This is a genomic window from Microbacterium candidum (genome assembly GCF_030315975.1).
In the GTDB taxonomy this organism is placed as follows: Bacteria; Actinomycetota; Actinomycetes; order Actinomycetales; family Microbacteriaceae; genus Microbacterium; species Microbacterium candidum.
This window is the reverse complement of the sequence record NZ_JASXSZ010000010.1, coordinates 31,421-54,782: the sequence shown is the minus strand read 5'-3', so window position 1 is coordinate 54,782 and position 23,362 is coordinate 31,421. Positions and strand designations below refer to the sequence as shown.

The following is a 23,362-nucleotide window of genomic DNA, read 5'->3' as shown; positions in this document are numbered from 1 at the left end:
ACGACCGGCGCAGGTTTGATACCCGCGGGTCATTGAGCGAGCGAAGCGAGTCGAAACGCAGAGGCTCAGTCGGCGATCTCCGCTGGCGCGCAGCCGAGGGCGTCGAGGTGCAGGCGCAGCGCTGCGGTGAGCTCGGCCACCTGGGCGAGCTGAGCCGGGTCGTACGCGTCGATGAAGAGCTCGCGGATGAGGCGCAGATGCGGCGCGGAGGCGCGGCGGAAGGCATCCGCTCCGTCCCGCGTCAGCTCCACCTCGATGCCGCGGCTGTCCTCCGCCGTGCCCCGGCGCACGATGAGTCCGCGCTGCTGCATCCGCGAGAGATGGTGGGAGAGGCGGCTGCGCTCCCAGCCGATGCGCGCCGCGAGCGCCGAGGAACGCAGGCACGTGGCAGGCGCTTCGCTGAGCGCCAGCAGCACCCCGTAGTCGCCCATCGACAGGCCGGAGGTCGTCTGCATGCGCGAGGCGACCGCCGCGCGCAGCGCCTCGGTCGTCTCGATGAAGTCGCGCCACGTGGCAAGCTCTGCCGCGGTGGGCGATTTGCGGGCGCGAGGGGCGGGAATGGAATCTTGCCCTGCACCGTTGGAGTGGCTGATTGACATATCAATGACATTCTGGCACAGCTCGCACAAAGGAGAACCATGACCGCGCTGGAGTTCGGACTCGACACGTTCGGCGATGTGCCGACGGATGCCGACGGGTTGCCAGTCTCGCACGCCGCCGCCATCCGGCAGGTGCTGGACGAGGCTGTTCTCGCGGACGAACTCGGCATCGACGTCTTCGCGGTCGGGGAGCACCACCGTCCGGAGTACGCGATCTCGTCGCCGGAGACGATGCTCGCCGGCATCGCGACACGCACATCCCGCATCAAACTCGCGTCGGGCGTGACGGTGCTGAGCTCCGACGATCCTGTGCGGGTCTTCCAGCGTTTCGCGACGGTCGACGCGCTCTCGAACGGACGCGCGCAGGTGATCCTCGGCCGCGGCTCGTTCACCGAGTCGTTCCCGCTCTTCGGGTACAGCCTCAACGACTACGACGAGCTCTTCGAGGAGAAGATCGAGCTGTTCGCGCAGCTGCGCGATGAGTCGCCGGTGACCTGGAGCGGACGCCATCGCGCCGACCTGCAGGACGCCGATGTCTTCCCGAAGACCGAGTCCGGTCAGCTCGACACGTGGGTCGGCGTCGGCGGCTCGCCGCAGTCGGTCGTGCGCACCGCGAAGTACGGGTTCCCGCTCATGCTGGCCATCATCGGCGGTCAGGCGGGACGGTTCGCCCCGTACATCGACCTCTACAAGCGCGCCGCGGATCAGTTCGGGACGACTGCGCACCCCGTCGGGATGCACTCGCCGGGTTTCATCGCGGACACCGATGACGAGGCGCGCGAGACCGTGTGGCCCGCCTACAAGGTGATGCACGACCGCATCGGCGCGCAGCGCGGCTGGCCGCCGATCAGCCGCGGTCAGTTCGACCACGAGGTGCGCGCCGGGTCCCTGTACGTGGGCTCGCCCGAGACGGTCGCGCGCCGCATCGCCGGCGCGATCGGCTCGCTCGACGTCGAGCGCTTCGACCTCATCTACACGCAGGGCGCGGTGCCCGCCGCCGCGCGCCTGCACGCGGTGGAGCTGTTCGGCGCGAAGGTCGTGCCGATGGTGCGGGACATCCTGGGAAGGTGAACATGCGTACGCTCGGAATCGTGGAAGAGCAGCGTCCGGTGATCGGCATCCTGGGGGCAGGGAAGGTCGGCACGGTCCTCGCGCGCCTCGCCGTCGCGGCCGGATACGAGGTGCTCGTCGCCGGGTCCGGCGACCCGTCGCGCATCGCGCTGACCGTCGACGTGCTCGCCCCTGGGGCCCACTCGGCGACGGCGGACGATGTCGCGACGCGTGCGGACATCGTCATCCTGGCCCTCCCGCTCGGCAAGTACCGCAGCATCCCGGTGGACGCGCTCCGCGGGAAGCTCGTCGTCGACGCCATGAACTACTGGTGGGAGGTCGACGGCCTGCGCGCGGACCTCGACGACCCCACCACCTCGACGAGCGAGACGGTGCAGGCGTTCATGCCCGAGTCGCGGATCGTCAAGGCGTTCAACCACATGGGCTACCACGACATCGAGGACGAAGCCCGCCCCGCAGACGCCGAGGGCCGCAAGGCGATCGCGATCGCGGGCGACGACGCGCGGGATGTCGCGCGCGTCGCGACCCTCGTCGACGCCTTCGGATTCGACGCCGTCGTCGCGGGACGCCTCGCGGATGGGATGCGGCTGGAGCCCGGCACCGAGCCCTTCGGCGCCGACGTCGACGCGGCCGAGCTCACCGCCATGATCGAGCGGTTCCCGCGCTCGCAGCGGGGGCTGTTCGTCGCCGCCGCGCGCGAGCGCGTCGCCTGAGCGGAGACCGCGGTTCAGGATATGCGGCTGCTCACGCCGGATATGCGGTCGGTCGGTCGCATGTCCTGAATCGTGGTGCGCGCCGGTGAGGCCGGTGCAGCGACCGGCTTCGCACGGCGCAGGGCCGCCAGCACGGCACGGCCGACGAGGACGATCCCGACGACGGTCGTGATCGCGCGCAGGGTGTCCCAGCTCGCCGTCGACGTGATGAGCGAGTAGACGAGGAAGCTCGCGAGATTCTGGCCCAGCGGACCGCCCGGCGTGTACGAGATCCCTGTGCCGGCGCCGACCGCGAACGGCCAGAACCACAGGTTCATGAGGAGCCCGAACAGGTACGACGCGACGACGCCGTAGGCGCACAGCATCCAGACCTCCGCCCAGCCCCGCACGCGCCGGGGCAGGAGTCCGGCGCCGGCGCCGACCCACGCGCACGCGAACATCTGGAACGGCGTCCACGGCCCGATCCCGCCCCACAGCACGCTCGAGATCGCGATCGTCGCGACCCCGAGGAGCAGCCCGAACCGCGCGCCGTACGCCCGCCCCGCGAGGATCAGCAGGATGAAGACGGCTTCGACGCCGCCGACTCCCGTGCTGGCCATACGCACCGCGGCGCCGACGGCGGCGAGGACGCCGAGCAGTGCGATCGTGTGCGCGGACCGCACGGTCCCGTCGAGGGATGCGGCGACCGCGATCGCCGCGAGCGGAGCCAGTGCCATCGCGGCGAAGGGGGCGGCGGCCTGTGCATCGTCCGGCAGCGCCGTGGCAAGGAGCGGCCAGCAGAAGGCGGCTAGCGCGACGAGGTTCGCCGCAGCCAGGGCCGCGACCGGCAATATGCGTCCGGCGCGGTGTCTCGACAGCGAGTCGAAACGTGGTGGGGTTTCGGAGTCGGCTTGCGGCGTTTCGGCTCGGTCGTTCCTCCCTCGCTCAACGAGCGGGATCTCGGCTTCTACCCGCGGGTCGTTGAGCGAGCGAAGCGAGTCGAAACGCGGTGACGTCGTGAGGTCGGCTTGCGGCGTTTCGGCTCGCTCGTTCCTCGCTCGCTCAACGAGCGGGGACTCGGCTTCTCCCTGCGAGCCGAGACGCGGTGGGAGTTCCGCAGGTGCCACTCCGTCCCGCATCGGGAGGATGCGGGCGCCGAGCGCTGCGGCGAACGCCGCGTCGTGCGTCGCGACGATCACGGCGGTGCCGGTGTCCGCCGCCGTACGCAGCGCTCGCGCGACGAGACCGCGGGCCGCCGCATCCAGCCCGCGGGTGGGCTCGTCGACCATGAGCACCGCCGGATCCCCGGCCGACTGCAGGGCGAGGGCGAGACAGCGGCGCTCTCCGAGCGACAAGTCACGGGGATGCCGTGGACGCAGAGCTGCGACGGATACCTCGTCCCGCCCGAGGTATGCGGAGAACCGTGCGGAAGCGCCGGTGGATCGGCGATCGGCGGCACGCAGCTCGGCCGCGACGGTGTCGCGCGTGAAGAGGTCGTCGGAGGCGTCCGGGACGAGAGCCACTCGGCCCGCAGGGGTGACGTCGGCACCGCGCTCGGGCAGCGTGAGAGCCGCGAGAAGACTGGACTTCCCGGCACCGTTCGGGCCGACGAGAGCGACGATCTCACCGGGGTGCAGATCGAGGTCCGCCGATCGCACGAGCGTCGCATCGCCTCGTCGCACCGAGACGGCGCGTGCGGTCAACGCCGGTGGGGGGCCCGGGGCAAGCGCACGGGATGCGGCGGGTGCAGGTGCGTCGGATCGGGAGGCATCGGGTGCCGAGCCCGTGACGGATGAGGCCGGTCCGGTCGCGGGCTGGAACACTCCTTCCGCGATCGCGAACCAGGCGTCGGCGACGGGGGCGAACGCGTGGGCGCGATGCTCCGCGACGACGACGCACACCCCGGCGTCGTGCGCGAGCGCGTCGAGCACCTGGACGACGTGGGCGCGCGCCTCGGTGTCGAGGTCGGCGAGCGGCTCGTCCACGAGAAGCAGGATCGGATGCTCGACCACGGCCGCGGCGATCGCGACCAGTGTCGCCTCGCCTGCGGAGAGCCCGCGGACCGGCCGGTCGAGGAGACGCTCGATCCCGATCCGTTCCGCGACCTCCCGCACCCGCGCGGCGACGATGACGGATGCCACGCCCCGCAGCTCCAGCGCGAGGCCGATCTCGTCGCGTACGCATTCGGTCGCGAACGCCTCACGCGGATTCTGCAGCGCGACGCCGACGAATCGTGCCGTCTCGCGCGGGGGCAGCTGCGCGCGATCGAGGCCGGCGATATCAACCAGCCCGTCGAGCGAGCCGCCGTCGACGTGCGACAGGAGCCCGGCGAGGCCGCGCAGCACCGTCGACTTCCCGGCGCCGGTCGCTCCGGTGATCACGGTGAGCGTGGCCGTCCCGGGCGCGAAGCCGGCGACCGCTACGCCGACGGGCACGGCATCCCCGGTTCGTCCGTCACGTTCTGGGGGTGGGGGTGCCGGTTCGTGACGGATGAGCCAGCGAGGCGCAGACGCGGATACCGGCTCGTGACGGGTGAGCCCGCGGGGGCCGTACGAGAACACCGCGTCGCGCACGACGACGGGGTGTTCGCAGTCGGGATCGACTGCGTGACGCACCGTAGCACCCAGCCCTCGCAGTTCCAGGGCCGCGGCGATCGCGGACGCGCGCTCGAGCGTCCGCTCGAGCACCGGGACGAGGGCCCGCGCGCCGAACCGCTCGCCCCGCAGCCGGAACGCGAACCGCACGGAGCGCACGGAGTCTGCGAGCGCTGGAAGCGTCGCCCACGCGATCGCGAGCATCCGCGCGACGCCGCGGAACGGCCCGTGGCGCGCGAGCGCGGCGAAACCCCGCGACACGTCGACGAGAGAGTTGAGCACTCCGAAGGCGAGGATGATCGCGGCGATGGGGATGGCGGAGGCCACCGCATCCCACAGTCCGCCTGTCGTGACCGGCCCGAGCAGCACGACGTGCGCGAAGGGCTCAGGCAGGCGGAACGAGGGGAGGGGCAACAGCACCGGGCCGCCGGCATCCATCCCGTCGAACAGGAACCGGTACACGACCCGTGCCCCGATGAAGACGGCAGCGAGGATCGCCGCCGCCCGCAGGGGCGCGGGCCGGAACGTCATGTCGTCGGGCCTGCAGGCTTTCCGTTCAGGGAGAACAGGAGCTCGATCGACTCGCCGGGGGCGACCTTCTGCGTCGCGGCGCCCTCCTGGGCGTACGCCCACTCGCCGGCGGCGGGCTTCAGCCACAGCGCCCAGTAGGCGAACGCGGCCGGCATCCCCTCGCACGCCTCGTGGTAGACGCTGCCGTCCTTCCCCGGGATGTCGAGGTCGGCGGACGGGACGCCGTTGACGCGGCACACGACCTGGTCGCCGTACTGCTTGGTGCCGACGGTCGCCACCTTGGCGGCCTTCAGCGCCTCAGCGGCGGTCATCGTCGACGTCGCGGGCACGCACGTCGTCTTCTTCGCGGATGCCGGAACCTTGAGCTCGCCGGGGTCCACGATGACCGTGATGCCGGAGCAGACGCCCGCCGAGGCGGTCGACGTCGCCACGGGCGAGGCGGCCGGCGAGGCGGTCGAGGAACACCCGGCGAGGGCGAGGAGCAGGGCTGCGGCGGCGGTCGCGAAGGCGGCGGGGCGGAGGCGCGTCGGGTTCACTTCTCCAGCGTAGGCGCTCGCCGCGGACCGTCCGGAGTGTGTGACGCGCCGCGTCGGGCCGTTCGGTACGTCGGTCCTACGAAGCCAGGCCCGCGGCCCGCTCGGCGGACTGGATGATGGCCTCCACCCCGAGCGCATACAGTGTGTGGTCTTCGAGCTGCATGAGTTCGGGCAGGAGCGCAGCGACCCGTGGGAACCGTTCCGGGTCGGCCGCGATCGGCCCGTCGAACCAGCGGGTCGACGTATCGCCGAGGGCTGCGCGCTCGGCGCGCGCCCGAGCGATCCCGGCGGAGCCGGTCAGCACGTGCGAGGCGAACAGCGCGTAGTGGCGCACCTGCTCGTCGCCGTCGAGGCCGGCGTGTGCGAAGGCGTCGAGCATGAACTCCACCGCGCCGAGCTCGCCGAGACCATGGGTCGTGAGGACAGTCGCTTCGACGCCGACTGCGGGGTGCTCGGCGAACAGCTCGAGGGTCGCGTCGGCGAGCTGTCGCAGGCGGTCGCGCCACTCGGCGGGGTCCGCGGTGACGCGCTCGAGCGTCCGGGTGATGAGCTCATCGAGGAGGGCCTCCATGAGGCTCTCCTTGCTGCGGAAGTGGCGGTAGATCGCGGTGGGATCGGCACCGAGGCGCGCACCGAGATCGCGCACAGAGATGCTTCCCACGCCGGGCGTGGCGGCGAGATCGAGGCCCGCGGCGACGATCGTGTCGGGGTCGAGTCGCGCGCGCCGTGGCGCGCGGCGGGCGCGTCCGGTGGAGGAAGCGGCGGTGCTCATGGTCTTCACGGTATCAGCGTTCGGCATACCGTTGTCAACACTGTAGTCAACACTGTTGACAACGCCGTGGATCCGCCCTAACCTCGACCGCGAGCCCCGGGCGTCCCGAGCCCGGCGCCGAAGACGACGACGAGGAGGTCGAGGGTGCCCGCTGCAGATGTGCTGTTCACCGGAGGTTCGGTGTTCACAGGAGAGGGCGATGCGGTCGCAGGCCTGACCGTCGCCGTGACGGACGGCCGGATCTCCGCCGTCGTTCCAGATGCCGAGGCGGCCGCGCTGCGCGGCCCGGACACGCAGGTCATCGCACTCGAGGGCGCGCTGCTCAGCCCTGGATTCCAGGATGCGCACGTCCACCCGGTCGGCGGCGGGGTCGAGCTCCTCCAGTGCAACCTCACAGAGGCCGAGAACGCCGAGGAGGCGGTCGCGACGGTCGCGCGGTACGCGGCCGAGAACCCGGATGCCGAGTGGATCCTCGGCGGCGGGTGGTCGATGGACCACTTCCCGGGCGGTGCACCGGTGCGCACGCTTCTCGACGGCGTCGTGCCCGACCGGCCGATCCTGATCTCCAGCCGCGACCACCACAGCGCGTGGGCGAACACCGCCGCGATCCGCGCCGCGGGGCTCGACGCATCCACTCCCGACCCCGTGGACGGCCGCATCGAGCGCGAAGCGGACGGCTTCCCCGCCGGCACCTTCCACGAAGGCGCGTCGGGGCTGTTCGACGCTGTCCTCCCGGAGTCCGATGCGGATCTCGCCTACCTCGGTCTGCTGCGCGCGCAGGAGGAGCTCCTCGCCGTCGGCATCACGGGCTGGCAGGATGCGCTGATCGGAGCGATGCCCGGCGTACCCGGCAACCTCGACTCGTACCTGCGGGCGCTGCGCGAAGGCACTCTTCGTGCGCACGTCGTCGGAGCCCAGTGGTGGGAGCGCGGACAGGGCCTGGAGCAGCTCGAAGGCATGATCCGAACGCGTGACCAGGTCGCGGCGCTCGGCATGACCGAGCGGCTGTCGGTCGGCACGATCAAGTTCATGGTCGACGGCGTCGCCGAGAACCACACGGCGGCCATGCTCGAGCCGTATCGCGACGCGTGCGGTCACGACACCGACAACCGCGGCCTCTCGTTCATCGCCCCCGAGGCCCTGCGCGAGTATGTCGTGGCGGCGGATGCGGCCGGCTTCCAGCCGCACTTCCACGCGCTCGGCGACCGTGCCGTCCGTGAGGCGCTCGACGCCGTGGAGGCGGCGCGCGCCGCGAACGGCGACACCGACAGCCGCCCGCACCTGGCGCACATCCAGGTGGTGACGGAAGAGGATGCGGCCCGCTTCGCCGGACTCGGCGCCGTGGCGAACATGCAGCCGCTGTGGGCGACCCACGAGGATCAGCTCGACAACCTCACCCTGCCGTTCCTGCAGGACGGCCAGGAGGCGCGCCAGTACCCGTTCGGCGAGCTCCAGAGAGACGGCGCGCGCCTCGCCGGCGGGAGCGACTGGCCGGTCTCGAGCGCCGACCCGATCGCCGGCATCCACATCGCCGTCACGCGGGTCGCGCCGGGTTCGGGCTACGAGCCCCTCGGCGGCGACGGCCAGCGCCTCGACCTCGCGACCGCGTTCGCCGCCTACACCTCCGGCAGCGCGTACGTGAACCACCGCGACCACGACACGGGATACGTCCGCGAGGGCTACCTCGCGAACCTCATCGTCGTCTCGCCGAACCCGTTCGAACTCGACCCGTCCGAGATCCACACCGCTCGTGTGCGTTCGACGTGGATCGAGGGCGAGCCCGTCTACACCGCAGCCAACTGAATATCCGACGTCGATCACACCGCAGTGAGGACACCATGACCGAAACCCGAAACCGCTCCGCCCGCGCCCTCGCCGTCCTGGCGGGCGGCGTCGCGGCAGCACTCGCCCTCGCCGGCTGCTCCGGCGCGGGCAGCGCGAAGCCCTCCGACCCGAGCTACCAGCTCACCGCGAACACGCCGAAGCCCTCCGGGGACATCGACTCCGTCAAGTGGGCCGTGTACGCCGAGCCGACCTCGCTCGACTACGCGTACGCGTTCGACTATCCCGACAATCAGGTGCTGTCGAACGTCTGCGAGTCGCTGCTGCGCCTGAACCCGGACTGGACCCTGTCTCCGGGGCTCGCGACGTCGTTCTCCCACCCGAATCCGACCACGTGGGTCTACGAGATCCGCCAGGGCGTGACGTTCCACGACGGCACGCCGCTCACCGCGGCCGACGTCGTGGCATCCATGAACCGTCACCTCGACCCGAACGTGGGCTCGTCGTGGGCGGACGTCTACAAGTACGTGACGTCGGTCGCGCAGACCGGCCCCAACGAAGTCACCGTCACCGAGAGCCAGCCCGACTCGCAGTTCAACCTGAGCATGGGCGGGGATGCGGGCGTCGTCGACTCCGCCGCGTACATCGCGAAGGCCGGCAAGAACTACGGCAACTCGACGGGCCTCGTCGACTGCACCGGTCCGTACTCCGTGAAGCAGTGGCAGTCCGGCGAGTCGATCACGCTCGAGCGCTACGACAACTACTGGGATAAGAGCCTGCAGGCCAAGAACAAGACCTTCTCGTTCGTCTTCCTGCAGGACTCCACGGCTCGCGTGAACGCGCTGAAGTCCGGTGCCGTCGACGGCAGCTGGATGATCCCGGCCGAGGCGATCTCGCAGCTGCAGAGCTCGTCGGCGGGCTCGATGTACTTCGGCCTGAACACCGCGGTCAACGACCTCGTGATCTCCGATCTCCAGGGTCCGCTCGGCGATCTCCGGGTGCGCAAGGCGCTCCTGATGGCGATCGATCGGCAGGGGATGCTGCAGGCGGCGGGCAAGGGCATCGGCTCCATCTCGAACGCGCTGACCACCCAGTCGGTGTGGTCCGAGGCATCCGCGGCGACGACGAAGGCCGCGTTCACCGGCCTGAACCCGTACCCGCATGACGTGGCCGCGGCGAAGAAGCTCGTCAAGGAGGCGGGCGCCGAGGGCAAGCAGGTCGTCATCGCGACCGCCCCGATGGGCAACGACTTCAACATCATCTCGCAGGGGACCGCAGCGGCTCTCACCGAGATCGGCATGAAGCCGAAGATCGTGACCGTGACGCCGTCGCAGTTCAGCGCGCTGTTCAGCGACCCGAGCGCGCGCAAGGGCATCGACCTCTTCTACACGAGCTGGTACCTGTCATCGCCCGACCCGCTGGAGATGTACGCCGTCCTGCAGACCGGCCAGTTCTCGAACTACGGCAACTGGAGCGACCCGGAGTTCGACAAGGTCGTGCAGGAGGCCATCGCCACGCAGGACCCCGACCAGCGCGCGCTGCTCTCGGGCAAGGCGCAGAAGATCGCCAACGAGCAGCTGCCGTGGCTGCCCCTCTACGACGGCCCGATGTCGGTGTTCCTCGGAAAGAAGATCACGGGAGTGGCCCCCTCGGTGGCGTTCCTGTACTACCCGTGGGCGGCGACCATTGGCAAGCGCTGACCTCGCCGTCGCGGCGCCCGTCGCCGGAGGAAGCCGCGCTGCGGCCTTCCTCCGGCGGCTGGCCGGCAAGCTCGGCAGCCTGCTGTTCACCCTCTGGCTGGTGACGCTGCTCGTCTTCTTCTCCCGGTTCCTCGTGCCGGGCGACCCGGTGCGGTTCCTGCTCCGCGGGCGTCGGCCGAGCCCGGAGGCGGTCATCGCGATCACCAAGGAGTACGGACTGGACCTGCCGCCGTGGCAGCAGTACGTCAACTGGCTCGCCGGCATCCTGCACGGCGACTTCGGCCGCTCCCTGCAGTACCGCGAGGCGGTCACGACGGTGGTCGGCGGCCGGCTCCCGGTGACTTTGATGCTCGTGATGATGTCCGCGGTGCTCATCATCGTGCTGGGCCTCGCCGCCGGCATCCTCGCCGCGGTCAAGCGCGGCAAGGCCGCCGACCGCTTCACGCTCATGGGCCTCACCGTGCTGAGCGCGATCCCGTCGTTCGTCGGATCGATCGTGCTCATCGCGATCTTCGCCGTCGAGCTCGGCTGGTTCCCGACGTTCGGGTCCGGCGAGGGCTTCCTCGACACCGTCTACCACCTGACCCTCCCGGCCATCGCGCTGACGATCGTCTTCGTCGTCGTGGTCGGCAAGGTCACCCGCTCGGCGATGGTCGAGCAGTTCGGGCGCGAGCACGTCGAGGTCGCCCGCAGCCGCGGCATCAGCAGCGGTGCGGTCGTCCGCCGGCACGTGTTCCGCAACTCGCTGCGGCCGATCGTCACGGTCGCGGGACCCCTCATCGCGGGGCTCCTCGTGGCGACCTCGATCGTCGAGTCCGCGTTCGGCATCGCGGGGATCGGCTCACTCCTCGTGCAGTCCGTCGACCGGCTCGACTTCCCGGTCGTCCAGGCGATCATCCTGCTGGTCGTGACCGCCTTCCTCGTGATCAACGCGATCATCGACATCCTCGAACCCCTCATCGATCCGCGATCCGCCGCGGGGGAGGCCGCCCGATGACCGCTTCGCCCACCACCGCCCTGCGGGTTCTCCGGGCGCCCCGCGTCCCGGTCGCGAGCCTGACCTTCTGGATCGCCGTCGGCGTCCTCGCGGCCTTCGTCCTCGCCGCCGTGTTCGCGCCGTGGATCGCGCCGTACCCGCCCGACCAGATCGACTTCCTCGCGGTCAACGCCCCGCCGTCGCCCGCGCACTGGCTCGGCACCGACGAGCTCGGCCGCGACACGCTGTCGCGCACGATCTACGGCGCGCGCACGGCCCTGCTCGGACCGCTCGCGGTCGTCGTCGGCTCGACGATCCTCGGCATGCTCCTGGGACTTGCGGCCGGATGGCGCGGCGGATGGATCGACTCGGTGCTCGGGCGCGCGTTCGACGTACTCTTCGCCTTCCCGTCGCTGCTCATCGCCATCATGGCGGTCGCCCTGTTCGGCAAGGGGCTCATCGCCCCGGTGATCGCGATGTGCATCGCCTACACGCCGTACGTCGCGCGGCTCACCCGCGCCCTCGTGCAGGCGGAGCGCACGAGGCCGTACGTGTCGGCGTACGGGGTGCAGGGCTTCTCCGGCCCGTGGATCGCGCTGCGGCGCGTGACCCCGAACATCACGCCGGTCGTCGGTGCGCAGTCGACGCTGAACTTCGGCTACGTGCTCGCCGAGCTGGCCGGTCTGTCGTTCCTCGGTCTGGGCGTGCAGCCGCCCACCCCGGATTGGGGCGCCATGATCAACGAGGCCCAGCCCGGTCTCGTCGCGGGCGTGTTCCTGCCGGCGCTCGTCCCCGCGATCGCCGTCGTGCTCACGGTCGTCGCGGTCAACATCATCGGGGAAGAGCTCTCCGAACGGATCGGCGGAGAGGTGCCGGCATGATCCCCACGTCCACCCCAGTGGGCCCTCTGCTGGACATCGAGGACCTCACGCTCACCCTGCCGAACGGCACCGAGCTCCTGCGGGGCATCACGCTGCACGTCGAGGCGGGGGAGACCGTCGGCCTCGTCGGCGAGTCGGGGTCCGGCAAGTCGCTCACCGCGCGCACGGCACTGGGCCTGTTCCCGGATGGGTCGGTCCTCGGCGGATCGGTCACGGTCGACGGCGTCGCGGTCGTCGGAGACGAGGGAGCCGGCATCCTCGACATCCGCCGCCACCGCGCGGCGATGATCTTCCAGGACCCGCGCGCCGGCATCAACCCGATGCGGACGATCGGCGACCACATGACCGAGACGCTGCGGCTCGTCGAACGGAAGAGCCCCGCCGAGGCGCGCGCCCGCGCGATCGAGCTGCTCGCCGCGGTAAAGCTCCCGAACCCCGAGGAGCACTTGGGGCAGTATCCCCACGAGTTCTCCGGCGGGATGCTGCAGCGCGTCATGATCGCAGGTGCCCTCACGTCCGCACCGAAGCTCCTCATCTGCGACGAGCCGACGACGGCGCTCGACGTGACGACGCAGGCCGGCATCATCCAGGTCCTCGCCGAGCAGCGTGAGGAGCGGGGGATGGGGATGCTCTTCATCACGCACGACCTGAACCTCGCGGCATCCATCTGCGACCGCGTGTACGTCATGAGCAAGGGGCTCATCGAGGAGCAGGGGCCTGCCGTGCAGGTCTTCCGCGACCCGCAGCGTGCGTACACGAAGCGGCTCGTCGAGGCGACGCCGACGGTCTCGGTGGATCCGGTCGTCGAGCGAGCGCAACGAGACGAAACGCAGCAAGCCGATCTCGAAGGCTCCGTGCGCTTCGACTCGGTCGTTCCTCCCTCGCTCAACGAGCCGCAGCCGGCGCTGTCCGTGAAGGGCGTGTCCAAGACGTACGTGCGCCGCGGCAAGACGCCGGTCCGGGCCGTCATCGACGCGGAACTCGACATCCCGCGCGGCGGCGCACTCGGCGTCGTGGGGGAATCGGGCTCCGGCAAGTCGACGCTCGCGCGCATGATCGTGGGTCTCGAGCACCCGGATGCGGGGGACATCCGCATCGCCGGGCGCGAGCGCACGGGCGCCGCGAAGAGTCGCGCGGAGCGTCTCGCGCACGCGAAGTCGGTGCAGATGGTGTTCCAGGACCCGTACCTGTCGCTCGATCCGCGCATCCCTGCGGGGCGGGCGATCCAGGACGTCCTGGCCCTCCACACGACGCTGTCGGCTGCGGACGCCAAGAAGCGCGTGCTCGAGCTGCTGGATGCCGTGGGCCTCGACGAGCGGCACGCGCAGGCGCGGCCGAAGACGCTGTCCGGCGGTCAGCGGCAGCGCGTCGCGATCGCCCGCGCCATCGCGATCGAGCCGGACGTGCTCGTCATGGACGAGGCCACGAGCGCTCTCGACGTGTCGGTGCAGGCACAGGTGCTCGACATGGTCGCCGAGGTGCGACGCGAACGGGGCTTGACGGTGCTGTTCATCAGCCACGACCTCGGCGTCGTCCGGCGCGTGTGCGAGCGGACGGTCGTCATGCGCCGCGGCGAGATCGTCGAGGCGGGTCCGACCGTGCAGCTGCTCAGCGATCCGCAGCACGACTACACGCGGCTGCTCCTGGACAGCGTCCCGAAACCCGTCGCGGCGTGACGGTCATCCTCTCCGCTCACTTGCGGTGAACTGCGTGAATCGACGGACTGATTCCCCCCGTTCGCCGCAAGTCGGCGAATGGGACTCGCCGTAGGCTGGAAGGGTGACGGTCTCGGAGCTCTTCGACGAAGCGGAATGGATGCCGGCGCCCGGCGCCGACGCGTACACGGACATCACGGCGCACGTGTCTCGCGACGGCCGCATCGCGCGCATCGCGTTCGACCGGCCCGAAGTGCGCAACGCCTTCCGTCCGCACACGGTCGACGAGCTGTACCGCGCGCTCGACATCGCGCGGCAGGACGCGAAGATCGGCGTGGTGCTCCTCACCGGGAACGGGCCGAGCCCGAAGGACGGCGGCTGGGCGTTCTGCTCGGGCGGCGACCAGCGCATCCGCGGGCGTTCCGGCTATCAGTACGAGCCGGCGCCGGCGCTGACGGGCCCGAGCCCCGTGTCCGAGCCCGCGCAGTCGCCGTCCGCGGCATCCCTCGGGCGCCTCCACATCCTCGAGGTGCAGCGACTCATCCGCTTCATGCCGAAGGTCGTGATCGCCGTCGTCCCGGGCTGGGCGGCGGGCGGTGGACATTCGCTGCATGTCGTGTGCGACCTCACGATCGCGTCGCGCGAGCACGGCCGGTTCAAGCAGACGGATGCGGATGTCGGCTCCTTCGACGCCGGCTACGGCTCTGCGTACTTCGCCCGCCAGATCGGGCAGAAGCTCGCGCGCGAGGTGTTCTTCCTCGCGGAGGAGTACTCCGCCGAGCGCGCGTACGAGATGGGGGCGGTCAACCGCGTCGTCGCGCACGCCGACCTCGAGCGCGAGGCGATCGCCATGGCCCGGACCATCCTCACGAAGTCGCCGACGGCCATCAGGATGCTGAAGTTCGCCTTCAACGCCGTGGACGACGGGCTCGTCGGCCAGCAGGTCTTCGCGGGGGAGGCGACTCGTCTCGCATACGGCACCGATGAGGCGGTCGAGGGGCGCGACTCGTTCCTGGAGAAGCGCGATCCCGACTGGTCGCCGTACCCCTGGCACTTCTGATGCGACTGGAGCCGGTCTCCGGTGACGACCCGCGCGACATCCTGCGCGAGCTGCGCGCTGCCCTGAACGGCAGCGGGCCCGCCCTCGGGCTCGGCATGCTGGCGCCGGCGCACGGGGTCGTTCCGGCTGGGACCGCCGTCGTCGTCACGACGTCGGGGTCGACCGGCGTCCCGAAGTCGGTGGTCCTCAGCCGCAACGCGCTGACCGCGTCCGCGATGGCGACGGCCGCGCGCATCGGCGAGGGCTCGTGGCTGCTGGCGCTGCCCGCGAGCTACGTCGCGGGGCTCCAGGTGCTCGTGCGCAGCCTCGTCGGCGGCCGCGAGCCCGCGATCGTGTCGGGCTCCTTCTCGCCCGCGGCGTTCACCGCGGCCGCGCTGTCGATGGCGTCGAGCGAGCGGGGCCAGCGCATCCCGACGTACACGTCGCTCGTTCCCGCGCAGCTCGCACGTCTCCTTGACGACGCCGACACCGTCCCCGACACGGCCCGCGCACTGCGTTCGTTCGAGGCGATCCTCATCGGCGGACAGGCGCTGCCGCCGGTCGTGCTCGACCGCGCGCGGCAGGCCGGCGCCCGCATCGTGCGGACCTACGGCTCCACCGAGACGAGCGGCGGATGCGTCTACGACGGCGTGCCCCTCCGAGGAGTCGAGGCGCGCATCGTCGACGCGGAGGTGCAGCTGTCGGGCGCGACGCTCGCCGACGGGTACCTCGGCGACGAGGCGCTGACGGATGCGGCGTTCCCCCGCGATGCCGACGGCACCCGGTGGTACCGCACGGGTGACGCGGGCGTGATCGAGGACGGCGTCCTCCGGGTCCGGGGCCGCATCGACAACGTCATCGTCTCCGGCGGTGTCAACATCTCCCTCGACCGCGTCGAGCGGGCCGTGCAGACGGTGGCGGGTCTCGAGCACGCGGTCGTCGTGGGCATCCCCGACGACCGGTGGGGCGAGGCATCCGTCATCGTCGTCCCCGGATGGGGCGAGGGCGACAAGGCCCTGTTCGCCGCAGCGCGCGCCGCCGTCGCCGACGAGGTCGGAACCCCCGCCCGCCCGTCTCGGCTCGTGCGCGTCGACGAGCTGCCGCGGCTCACGTCGGGCAAGCCCGACCGCGAGGCGATCCGCCGCGAGCTGCTCGCCTGAGCTCCGCAGACGGCCCGCACGCGGGCGCCACCGCCGCGGGCCGTAGGATGCGGGGGTGGCAGCATCCAGGAGCACGAAGAACCGCACCGCCCGCGGGCGCAGCGGCAACCCCGCGAAAGCCCCCGAGTTCGTCGTCAAGCCGGCGACGTTCCGCGACTGGGTGGGCGCAGCCCGCCTGCGCACGCTGCCCCTGGCGATCGCGCCGGTCGTCATCGGCACGGGTGCGGCGCACCTCGTCGACGGGCTCTTCCACTGGCTGCTGGCACTCGGATGCCTCGCCGTCGCCGTCTTCCTCCAGATCGGCGTCAACTACGCGAACGACTACAGCGACGGCGTGCGCGGCACGGACGAGTTCCGCGTCGGGCCCGCCCGGCTGACCGGCGCCGGCCGCGCGAAGCCGCGCACAGTGCTCACGGTCGCGATGGTGTTCTTCGGCCTCGCCGCGCTGTCGGGCCTCGCGCTCGTCATCCGCACGCAGCAGTGGTGGCTGATCCTCGTCGGCGTCGTGTGCATCGTGGCCGCGTGGTTCTACACGGGCGGCAAGCGCCCCTACGGCTACTCCGGCTTCGGCGAGATCTTCGTCTTCGTCTTCTTCGGGCTCGTCGCGACGCTCGGCACGACGTGGGTGCAGGTGCGCGCGCTGCCGCAGGAGGCATGGTTCGGCGCGGTGGCCGCAGGCCTCTTCGCCTGCGCGGTGCTGCTGGCGAACAACCTGCGCGACATCGACCAGGACCGCCAGGCCGGCAAGCTCACGCTGTCGGTGCGGATCGGCCGCCGCGGCACCCAGATCCTCTACACCGTGTTCGTCGCGGTCGCGCTCGGCATCGGCGTCTTCATCGCGGTGTTCTACCCGATCGCGTGGCTGACGCTCATGTCGTTGCTGCTGCTCGGTCCGGCGCTCATCGTGGTCTGGATGTACAAGGCGCCGCGCGAGCTCGTCGTCGCGCTGTCGCTGACGTCGTTCGGCTCGCTGACCTACGCGCTGCTGCTCGCGTGGGCGTTCTTCGGCTGACGGCGGACGTCGGCGGCTGACAACGCCCGGCCGGCCGAGCGCCACGGGGGGGACGCTCGGCTGAAGCAGGTCAGCGCTGGTCGTCGCGCGGGGCGGGCGCTCCCGCATCCGTCGGCTCGTCGTGCCCTGCCGGCTCGTCGTGGGCCGCGTCCTCCGCGGCATCCTCGACGTCCTCGTCGGTCACCTTCGCGGGGTGGGTCGCGGCGCGCGCGTCGCGGCGCTCGGCGATGCCGCTCGACATGTCGTTCAGCGGTCGGCGCAGGAAAAGCATCGACAGGCTGAGCCCGATGATGGCCGCGAAGACGGCGGCGAGCCAGTACAGCTCTTGGAAGACTGGGAACAGCATCATGATGCCGAACGGCACGAGGAAAGCCAGGAGCCGCAGCACCGTGTAGACGAGGGTGGAGCGGATGCGCATGCCCCCAGTTTAGGCGGGGTCAGGCGTAGGCGAGCTGAGGGCCGGCCTCCAGCGCGATGCGCTCGAAGACCGCCTGGTCGGCCGCGAACTGCGAATCGGCGATCGGCCAGTGCACGACGATCTCGGTGATCCCGGCCTCCCGGTAGGCGTGCGCGGTCTCGAGGAACGCGTCGACGGAGGAGAGCGGCTCGTCCGGCGTGAAGCCGGTGAGGAGGATGCGGTCCACCTCCGTGGCATCGCGGCCGGCGTCTGCGCACGCATCGTCGAGCCGTGCGATCTGGTCGCGCACGAGGGCGCGCGACGCGGCGGCCGTGTCGCCGCCTCCCGTCGTGACCCAGGCCTGTCCGTGCCGCGCCGTCAGGCGGTAGCCGCGCGGACCGGTGGCGGCGATCGCGAACGGCACGCGCGGCTGCTGCACGCAGCCGGGGATGTTGCGGGCCTCGTGTGCGCGGTAGGCGCCCTCGTCGTGCGTCACCGCCGGTTCGGTCAGAAGCCGATCGAGGAGCACGGTGAAATCGCGCAGCCGGTCGGCCCGCTCGCGCGCAGACCACGGCTCCTGGCCGAGCACCGACGCGTCGAACCCGGTGGTCCCGGCGCCGAGACCGACCGTCATCCGCCCGCCCGACAGGTCGTCCAGAGTCATGACGTCCTTCGCGAACAGCACCGGCTCGCGGTAGTTCGGCGACGTGATGAGCGTCCCGAGCCGCACGCGGGATGTGGAGGCCGCCGCGGCAGCGAGCGTCGGCACCGCCCCGAACCACGTGGCGTCGCGGAACTCGCGCCACGACAGATGGTCGTACGTGTACGCCGCATGGAATCCGAGGTCGTCGGCGGCGCGCCAGACCGCGGCGGCCTCCGTCCAGCGCCAGACGGGAAGGATGCAGGTGCTCACGCGCATGGCCCCAGGGTATCGGCGGCCTGTGCGCCGCCTCACAGTTGGATGACGACCGGGGCCGCGTGGGCGCGTCGCGCCTAGGATGGGGGTGTGACGAGGGCGCTGATCATCCTGGTGCCGTTGGCCCTGGCTTTCTGGGTCTTCAGCATCGTGGACTGCGCCGCTCAGCCGGCGATCCGCCATCGCGCGGTTCCGAAGCCGGTGTGGATCCTCATCGTCGTCCTCATCCCGATCCTGGGCGGCGTCCTGTGGTTCGCGGTGGGCCGTGTGAGCGCGAAGAAGCTCGCCGCATCCCCCGCGCCGGACGACGACCCCGCCTTCCTCGGCACGCTCAACTCCCACTCCGCGCAGGACGAGCGCATCCGCCAGCTCGAGGAGGAGCTCGCGAAGCTCGATGCCGAAGACCAGGCGCCGCCGCCGCCCGCGAAGCCTGAGAAGCCTGAGAAGAAGCCGCGCCGCGCCGACGATCCGGAGAAGTCGACCGACGACCCGGCCCCGCACCGCGACGGAGACGCCGACGGCCGCGGACGCCACGGGGCGATCGGCTGACGTGGGCGACCCGAACGATCCCGGCGCGCCCGCGTCGGACACTCCGTCCGCCGCGCACGCCGCGCACGCCGCGCCTGCCTCGGACGCGGCGGCGGCCCTCCTCCTCGCCCTCGTGGAGGGGGGAGTGCGCCACGTCGTCCTGAGCCCGGGCTCCCGTTCGCAGGCGCTCGCGCTCGCGGCGGCCGCCCTCGCGCGCCGCGGCGACATCGATCTTCGCGTGCGGATCGACGAGCGCGTCGCGGGCTTCACCGCGCTCGGCGTCGGACGCGAGTCGGGGATGCCTGCGGCGGTCGTGTGCACGTCCGGCACCGCCGTGGCGAACCTCCTGCCGGCGGTGCTCGAAGCCCACCATGCCGGCGTGCCGCTGCTGCTGCTCACCGCCGACCGCCCTCCGGAGCTGCGCGGGGTCGGAGCCAACCAGACCACGCGTCAGCCCGGACTGTTCGCCGGGGTCGTGCGGCTCGAGGCCGACCTGCCCGTGCCCGCGGAGCGCGACCCGGAGGGCGACGGCGACCAGACCGCTCTCCTCCGTTCGGTCGCGGCGGAGGCGCTCGCGGCGGCGCTCGGCACCGACGAGATCCCCGCCGGCCCCGTTCACCTCAACCTCCCGTACCGCGAGCCGCTCGCGGGGGTGCTGCCGGAGTGGTTCAAGGCTGTCCCGGTCGCCCCGCGAGGGGGGAACGACCGCGACGAAACGCAGGGAGCCGATCTCGACAGCTCACCGCGTTTCGACTCGCTTCGCTCGCTCAACGACCCGCGCGAGCACAGCGAGCCGGACCCGCTCGACGGGATGTCGGAGGACGCCTCCGGCGCCCTGTATCAAGGCGGGGGCGGCGTCGGCGAGACCGACGAGCCCGCCGACGACGCGACGCTCGTCCTCCCACGCGGTCCGCGGACGATCGTCGTCGCCGGGGCGGATGCCGGCCCCGACGCCGAGGAGCTCGCCCACGTCGGCGACTGGCCGCTCGTCGCGGAGATCGTGAGCGGCGCCCGGTATGGACGCCGCCTCGTCCACGGATACCGCGCTCTGCTGCGCGATCCGCAGCTCGGCGGCCGCATCCAGCGTGCGATCGTCTTCGGGCACCCGACGCTCAGTCGCGAGGTGACGGCCCTGCTCTCCCGTCCGGAGGTCGAGGTCATCGCCCTGCGCGGCCCGGGCGAGCCGCTCAACCTCAACGGGGAGACGGCATCCGTCGCGCGCGTGGCCGTCGGACGAGGCGCTCCGGACCGGGAGTGGCTGGGGGAGTGGATGCGGGCATCCCGCGATGCATCCGTCGATCTCGCCCCGCCGGCGCCCGACGCGGACGGACTCGCCTCGGCTGTCCCGGAGACGCGGCTCGGTGCGATCGCGACCGAGCTCGGCGTCATCCGCGCGCCCGTCGATCGTGCCGCGCTCGTCGACGCGGTGTGGCGCGCGTCGTGGCCGCACGACCGGCTCGTGTTCGGGTCGTCGCGACTCGTGCGGGTCGCGGACGCGGTCCTTCCCGGGAAGAAGGTGCCGGTGCACGCCAACCGCGGCCTCGCGGGCATCGATGGCACGATCGCCACGGCGGTCGGCGTCGCGATCGCCTCGCAGGCCGGCGGAGCCTCCGGAGTGACGCGGGTGCTGCTCGGCGACCTCGCACTCCTCCACGACGTCGGCGCGCTGCTGCAGCCCGCCGCCGAGGAGACTCCCCGCATCCAGGTGATCGTCGGCAACGACGGCGGGGGCACGATCTTCGACGACCTCGAGGTCGCCGGCGTCGCGTCGCGCGACGACATGGACCGCGTGATGTACACGCCGCAGAGCGTGAGCCTCGCCCAGCTCGCCGCGGCGTACGGGTGGGAGCACGTCGTCGTGTCGACCCGCTCTGCGCTCGATCAGGCGCTCACATCGCCGGTGCGCGGGCCGCAACTGGTCGAAGTCCCGCTCGAGCGCTGACGTCCGGCATCCATCCCACCCGTCCCGCCCGTCGTCGAGACTCTCGCTCTCGTCCCCGACGCCCGGCGGCGCCGGGTGTCGTGGACAGCAGACGTCGCCTCGACGAGACGTGCGACATCCGTCGACGGACGCGGCGGTCTCGGCGGTGCGCGCGAGGGCAGGGACGCTGCATCCGCCATGATGTGGGCATGTCAGACAAGAGTCATTGGACCGGCGACGTCGCCGAGCTGCTGCGCGTCGACCACGGATTCCGTCTCGCGGAGGTCGACCCGGCCGCCACCCCCGGCTACGACGGGCACAAGAAGGCCGGAGAGGCGGAGCTCACGGCAGGCGCCGCGCGCATGGACGAGCTGCAGGAGCGCCTGTATGCGGCGAGCCGATCGGATGCGACGCACGCGTCGGTCCTCCTCGTGCTCCAGGCGATGGACTCGGCAGGCAAGGGCGGCATCGTCCGGCACGTGATGGGATCGGTCGATCCGCAGGGCATCGCACTCGCCGCGTTCAAGAAGCCGACGCCGGAGGAGCTCGCGCACGACTTCCTGTGGCGCATCGAGAAGCGCACGCCGGAGGCGGGGTTCATCGGCGTCTTCGATCGCTCGCACTACGAGGACGTCCTCATCGGGCGCGTCCGCGAGCTCGCGCCGGCCGAGGAGATCGAACGCCGGTACGGCGCGATCGTCGACTTCGAGAAGCGGTTGACGGATGCCGGCACCCGCATCGTCAAGGTCATGCTCCACATCTCGCACGACGAGCAGCGCAACAGGCTCATGGCGCGCTTGGACCGCCCGGACAAGCACTGGAAGTACAACCCGGGCGACGTCGACGAGCGCCTGCGGTGGCCCGCGTACATGGACGCCTACCAGGTCGCGTTCGATCGCACGTCGACGACGGACGCCCCGTGGCATGTCGTCCCGGCGAACCACAAGTGGTACGCGCGCCTTGCCGTGCAGCAGCTGCTGATTCGGGCGCTCGACGACATCGACCCGCAGTGGCCCGCCGCGACGTTCGACGTCGAGACCGAGAGGGCGCGCCTCGCCGCATCCTGATCCACGGTCGCCGAGCCTGTCGAGGCGCCGCATCCTCTGATTCAGGCGCGACCCCTCGACGGGCTCGGGGGCCGGTGCATCACGCAGGCAAAGTAATTGGTGCGGTTGAGTACTTGATCTGATACAGTACTTGACATGAATAAGGACGACGCCTTCGCAGCCGACCTGCTGCGCGGCCACACCGACACGATCGTGCTCGGTGTGCTGCGTCGCGGCGACCGCTACGGCTTCGAGATCTACAAGGCGATCCGGGATGCCACCGGAGGCGACCGCGAGATCAAGGAAGCCACCCTCTACGCCACCTACCGGCGCCTCGAGAAGGACGGACTCGTCGAGTCCTACTGGGGCGACGAGACTCAGGGTGGCCGGCGCAAGTACTACCGCATCACGGATGCCGGTCGCGCGGTCTACAAGAACAACGTCGCCGCGTGGGTCGCCACGCGCACCATCATCGACTCCCTGCTCGACGTGAAGGAGAGCCAGCAATGAACACCGACATCCACCGCCTCCTCGACGAGGCCTTCGCCGGCGTCGAGATGACCCCCGACGCGCAGGACCTGAAGGAGGAGATCCGCGCCAACCTCATCGCGCGGGTCGAAGAGCTGGAAGCCTCCGGGGTTTCGTCGACGGATGCGGCGCACCGCGCCATCGCCGAGCTCGGCGACGTGCGGGAGCTCCTCGACGAGAGCGGTCCGTCGGGCGAGCGCAGCGAGACGGAACGCAATGACGACCCCTCGACAAGCTCGGGGACCGGGACGAGTTCGGGGACCGGGACGAGTTCGAGGATCGGGACGAGCTCGGGGACCGGGACGAGCTCGGGAGCCGGCGCGGTCCGCGGCCACGACTACGCCGCGTACGGCATGCGCCGGGTGCGGCCGAAGCCGGCGTTCGTGGTGCGGACGGTGCTCCTGAGCATCGTGGCCGCGGCATCCCTCGCCGTCTTCGTCCTCGGCGTCTTCGGTGTCGTGCCGCTCGGCATGGGCGGGCTCATCGCCACAGGGCTCGTCTTCGCTGTCGCCCTCGGGTTCGTCACGGGTGACGCACTGATGCAGGAGACGACCTCCAACCACCCGCTGCCGGCCGCACGCGCAACCGGGTTCGGGCTCGCGACCGGAGGCACCCTTGCCGGGCTCGCGTTCGGCGCGATGTTCGCGGTGAACCTCGGCGCGGTCTGGCTCGTGGTGGTCGCGGCGCTCCTGCTCGTGGCATCCATCGCCCTGTTCTCGTGGCTCGGGGCGACCCAGACCAACCGGCACAAGGCGTGGACGCGCGAGCTCGTCCGCAACATGCCGCCCAACCGGTTCGAGACCGACCCCGACTCCGCCGCACGATTCGGGATCTACACCGCCGTCATCTGGCTCGTGACCTTCGCCGTCATCGCGGTGCTCGTCTTCACGGTCGGCTGGTGGTGGGCGCCGCTCGCCTTCCTCGGCGGGTTCGCGGTCATGATGCTCGTCCTCGCGCGGATGCTGTTCGGCCACAAGAGCTGACAGCACCCCGCCACCTCTCAACACGACCAATCGAAGGAAGGGA

Annotated in this window: 21 protein-coding genes; 15 read left to right on the top strand and 6 right to left on the bottom strand. The window is 71.2% G+C overall.

Annotated features, from left to right (window positions below; genetic code table 11):
- Positions 1-65 precede the first annotated feature (65 nt).
- Positions 66-599 carry a MarR family winged helix-turn-helix transcriptional regulator gene (locus QSV35_RS19915; RefSeq protein ID WP_286290755.1) on the bottom strand — a complete coding sequence of 178 codons (534 nt, stop codon included), beginning with the start codon at positions 597-599 and terminating at the stop codon, positions 66-68.
- A gap of 39 nt (positions 600-638) precedes the next feature.
- Here QSV35_RS19915 and QSV35_RS19910 point away from each other — a divergent pair, with 39 nt between their 5' ends.
- Entirely contained in the window at positions 639-1,670 is a 1,032-nt protein-coding gene (locus tag QSV35_RS19910; RefSeq protein WP_286290753.1) for an LLM class flavin-dependent oxidoreductase, read from the top strand.
- A gap of 2 nt (positions 1,671-1,672) precedes the next feature.
- Positions 1,673-2,383 (top strand): NADPH-dependent F420 reductase, encoded by a 711-nt coding sequence (locus QSV35_RS19905; protein WP_286290752.1) that lies wholly within the window; start codon positions 1,673-1,675, stop codon positions 2,381-2,383.
- 14 nt (positions 2,384-2,397) lie between these two features.
- Here the strand turns inward: QSV35_RS19905 and QSV35_RS19900 are convergent, their stop codons facing one another.
- The 3 genes from QSV35_RS19900 to QSV35_RS19890 form a co-directional block, all read right to left on the bottom strand.
- The gene (locus QSV35_RS19900) at positions 2,398-5,487 is read right to left on the bottom strand and encodes an ATP-binding cassette domain-containing protein (RefSeq protein WP_286290750.1); all 3,090 of its coding nucleotides are present in this window, start codon (positions 5,485-5,487) and stop codon (positions 2,398-2,400) included.
- Positions 5,484-6,023: a hypothetical protein gene (locus tag QSV35_RS19895; RefSeq protein ID WP_286290749.1), complete on the bottom strand. Its 540-nt coding sequence runs from the start codon at positions 6,021-6,023 to the stop codon at positions 5,484-5,486. Before QSV35_RS19895 ends, QSV35_RS19900 begins: the two co-directional genes overlap by 4 nt.
- Positions 6,024-6,099: 76 nt before the next feature.
- A complete protein-coding gene (locus QSV35_RS19890) occupies positions 6,100-6,795 on the bottom strand; it encodes a TetR/AcrR family transcriptional regulator (protein ID WP_286290748.1) in 696 nt (231 codons plus the stop codon).
- A 144-nt stretch (positions 6,796-6,939) separates the two neighbouring features.
- On the opposite strand from QSV35_RS19890, the gene QSV35_RS19885 reads away from it, so the two are divergent.
- From QSV35_RS19885 to QSV35_RS19850, 8 genes are all read left to right on the top strand, one after another.
- On the top strand, positions 6,940-8,598 hold the full coding sequence (locus QSV35_RS19885; protein ID WP_286290747.1) for an amidohydrolase: 1,659 nt from the start codon (positions 6,940-6,942) through the stop codon (positions 8,596-8,598).
- Positions 8,599-8,633: 35 nt separating this feature from the next.
- A complete protein-coding gene (locus tag QSV35_RS19880) occupies positions 8,634-10,277 on the top strand; it encodes an ABC transporter substrate-binding protein (protein ID WP_286290745.1) in 1,644 nt (547 codons plus the stop codon).
- Positions 10,264-11,274, top strand: a complete 1,011-nt coding sequence (locus tag QSV35_RS19875) for an ABC transporter permease (RefSeq protein WP_286290744.1) — start codon at positions 10,264-10,266, stop codon at positions 11,272-11,274. The genes QSV35_RS19880 and QSV35_RS19875 overlap by 14 nt, the downstream gene beginning before the upstream one ends.
- Positions 11,271-12,134 carry an ABC transporter permease gene (locus tag QSV35_RS19870; RefSeq protein WP_286290743.1) on the top strand — a complete coding sequence of 288 codons (864 nt, stop codon included), beginning with the start codon at positions 11,271-11,273 and terminating at the stop codon, positions 12,132-12,134. Before QSV35_RS19875 ends, QSV35_RS19870 begins: the two co-directional genes overlap by 4 nt.
- Positions 12,131-13,810, top strand: a complete 1,680-nt coding sequence (locus QSV35_RS19865) for a dipeptide ABC transporter ATP-binding protein (RefSeq protein WP_286290742.1) — start codon at positions 12,131-12,133, stop codon at positions 13,808-13,810. The genes QSV35_RS19870 and QSV35_RS19865 overlap by 4 nt, the downstream gene beginning before the upstream one ends.
- A gap of 139 nt (positions 13,811-13,949) precedes the next feature.
- Positions 13,950-14,849: a 1,4-dihydroxy-2-naphthoyl-CoA synthase gene (locus tag QSV35_RS19860; protein ID WP_419956878.1), complete on the top strand. Its 900-nt coding sequence runs from the start codon at positions 13,950-13,952 to the stop codon at positions 14,847-14,849.
- Complete coding sequence (locus tag QSV35_RS19855; protein WP_286290739.1) at positions 14,849-15,988, top strand: AMP-binding protein; 1,140 nt, start codon at positions 14,849-14,851, stop codon at positions 15,986-15,988. The genes QSV35_RS19860 and QSV35_RS19855 overlap by 1 nt, the downstream gene beginning before the upstream one ends.
- Before the next feature lie 55 nt (positions 15,989-16,043).
- Positions 16,044-17,000, top strand: a complete 957-nt coding sequence (locus tag QSV35_RS19850; RefSeq protein ID WP_286290738.1) for a 1,4-dihydroxy-2-naphthoate polyprenyltransferase — start codon at positions 16,044-16,046, stop codon at positions 16,998-17,000.
- Between the two features lie 70 nt (positions 17,001-17,070).
- On the opposite strand, the gene QSV35_RS19845 is transcribed toward QSV35_RS19850, so the two are convergent.
- Together QSV35_RS19845 and QSV35_RS19840 are read right to left on the bottom strand one after the other, a co-directional pair.
- Positions 17,071-17,418, bottom strand: a complete 348-nt coding sequence (locus QSV35_RS19845; protein ID WP_286290736.1) for a DUF4229 domain-containing protein — start codon at positions 17,416-17,418, stop codon at positions 17,071-17,073.
- Positions 17,419-17,437: 19 nt separating this feature from the next.
- The gene (locus QSV35_RS19840; RefSeq protein ID WP_286290735.1) at positions 17,438-18,316 is read right to left on the bottom strand and encodes an LLM class flavin-dependent oxidoreductase; all 879 of its coding nucleotides are present in this window, start codon (positions 18,314-18,316) and stop codon (positions 17,438-17,440) included.
- Positions 18,317-18,403: 87 nt separating this feature from the next.
- On the opposite strand from QSV35_RS19840, the gene QSV35_RS19835 reads away from it, so the two are divergent.
- From QSV35_RS19835 to QSV35_RS19815, 5 genes are all read left to right on the top strand, one after another.
- Positions 18,404-18,862 (top strand): PLD nuclease N-terminal domain-containing protein, encoded by a 459-nt coding sequence (locus QSV35_RS19835; RefSeq protein WP_286290733.1) that lies wholly within the window; start codon positions 18,404-18,406, stop codon positions 18,860-18,862.
- Between the two features lie 112 nt (positions 18,863-18,974).
- Positions 18,975-20,783 carry a 2-succinyl-5-enolpyruvyl-6-hydroxy-3-cyclohexene-1-carboxylic-acid synthase gene (gene menD, locus QSV35_RS19830; protein ID WP_419956877.1) on the top strand — a complete coding sequence of 603 codons (1,809 nt, stop codon included), beginning with the start codon at positions 18,975-18,977 and terminating at the stop codon, positions 20,781-20,783.
- A 188-nt stretch (positions 20,784-20,971) separates the two neighbouring features.
- On the top strand, positions 20,972-21,829 hold the full coding sequence (locus QSV35_RS19825; RefSeq protein WP_286290730.1) for a polyphosphate kinase 2 family protein: 858 nt from the start codon (positions 20,972-20,974) through the stop codon (positions 21,827-21,829).
- Positions 21,830-21,964: 135 nt separating this feature from the next.
- A complete protein-coding gene (locus QSV35_RS19820) occupies positions 21,965-22,318 on the top strand; it encodes a PadR family transcriptional regulator (RefSeq protein WP_286290729.1) in 354 nt (117 codons plus the stop codon).
- Positions 22,315-23,319, top strand: a complete 1,005-nt coding sequence (locus QSV35_RS19815) for a permease prefix domain 1-containing protein (protein ID WP_286290727.1) — start codon at positions 22,315-22,317, stop codon at positions 23,317-23,319. The genes QSV35_RS19820 and QSV35_RS19815 overlap by 4 nt, the downstream gene beginning before the upstream one ends.
- Positions 23,320-23,362: the final 43 nt, after the last annotated feature.

Bases quoted from the DNA above. Each gene is read 5' to 3' on its own strand.
- QSV35_RS19840 (WP_286290735.1), bottom strand. From the start codon at position 18,316: ATGCGCGTGAGCACCTGCATCCTTCCCGTCTGGCGCTGGACGGAGGCC.
- QSV35_RS19910 (WP_286290753.1), top strand. From the start codon at position 639: ATGACCGCGCTGGAGTTCGGACTCGACACGTTCGGCGATGTGCCGACG.
- QSV35_RS19880 (WP_286290745.1), top strand. From the start codon at position 8,634: ATGACCGAAACCCGAAACCGCTCCGCCCGCGCCCTCGCCGTCCTGGCG.
- QSV35_RS19870 (WP_286290743.1), top strand. From the start codon at position 11,271: ATGACCGCTTCGCCCACCACCGCCCTGCGGGTTCTCCGGGCGCCCCGC.
- QSV35_RS19900 (WP_286290750.1), bottom strand. From the start codon at position 5,487: ATGACGTTCCGGCCCGCGCCCCTGCGGGCGGCGGCGATCCTCGCTGCC.
- QSV35_RS19860 (WP_419956878.1), top strand. From the start codon at position 13,950: ATGCCGGCGCCCGGCGCCGACGCGTACACGGACATCACGGCGCACGTG.
- QSV35_RS19905 (WP_286290752.1), top strand. From the start codon at position 1,673: ATGCGTACGCTCGGAATCGTGGAAGAGCAGCGTCCGGTGATCGGCATC.
- QSV35_RS19915 (WP_286290755.1), bottom strand. From the start codon at position 599: ATGTCAATCAGCCACTCCAACGGTGCAGGGCAAGATTCCATTCCCGCC.
- QSV35_RS19890 (WP_286290748.1), bottom strand. From the start codon at position 6,795: ATGAGCACCGCCGCTTCCTCCACCGGACGCGCCCGCCGCGCGCCACGG.
- QSV35_RS19820 (WP_286290729.1), top strand. From the start codon at position 21,965: ATGAATAAGGACGACGCCTTCGCAGCCGACCTGCTGCGCGGCCACACC.
- QSV35_RS19815 (WP_286290727.1), top strand. From the start codon at position 22,315: ATGAACACCGACATCCACCGCCTCCTCGACGAGGCCTTCGCCGGCGTC.
- QSV35_RS19855 (WP_286290739.1), top strand. From the start codon at position 14,849: ATGCGACTGGAGCCGGTCTCCGGTGACGACCCGCGCGACATCCTGCGC.
- QSV35_RS19845 (WP_286290736.1), bottom strand. From the start codon at position 17,418: ATGCGCATCCGCTCCACCCTCGTCTACACGGTGCTGCGGCTCCTGGCT.
- QSV35_RS19825 (WP_286290730.1), top strand. From the start codon at position 20,972: ATGTCAGACAAGAGTCATTGGACCGGCGACGTCGCCGAGCTGCTGCGC.
- QSV35_RS19865 (WP_286290742.1), top strand. From the start codon at position 12,131: ATGATCCCCACGTCCACCCCAGTGGGCCCTCTGCTGGACATCGAGGAC.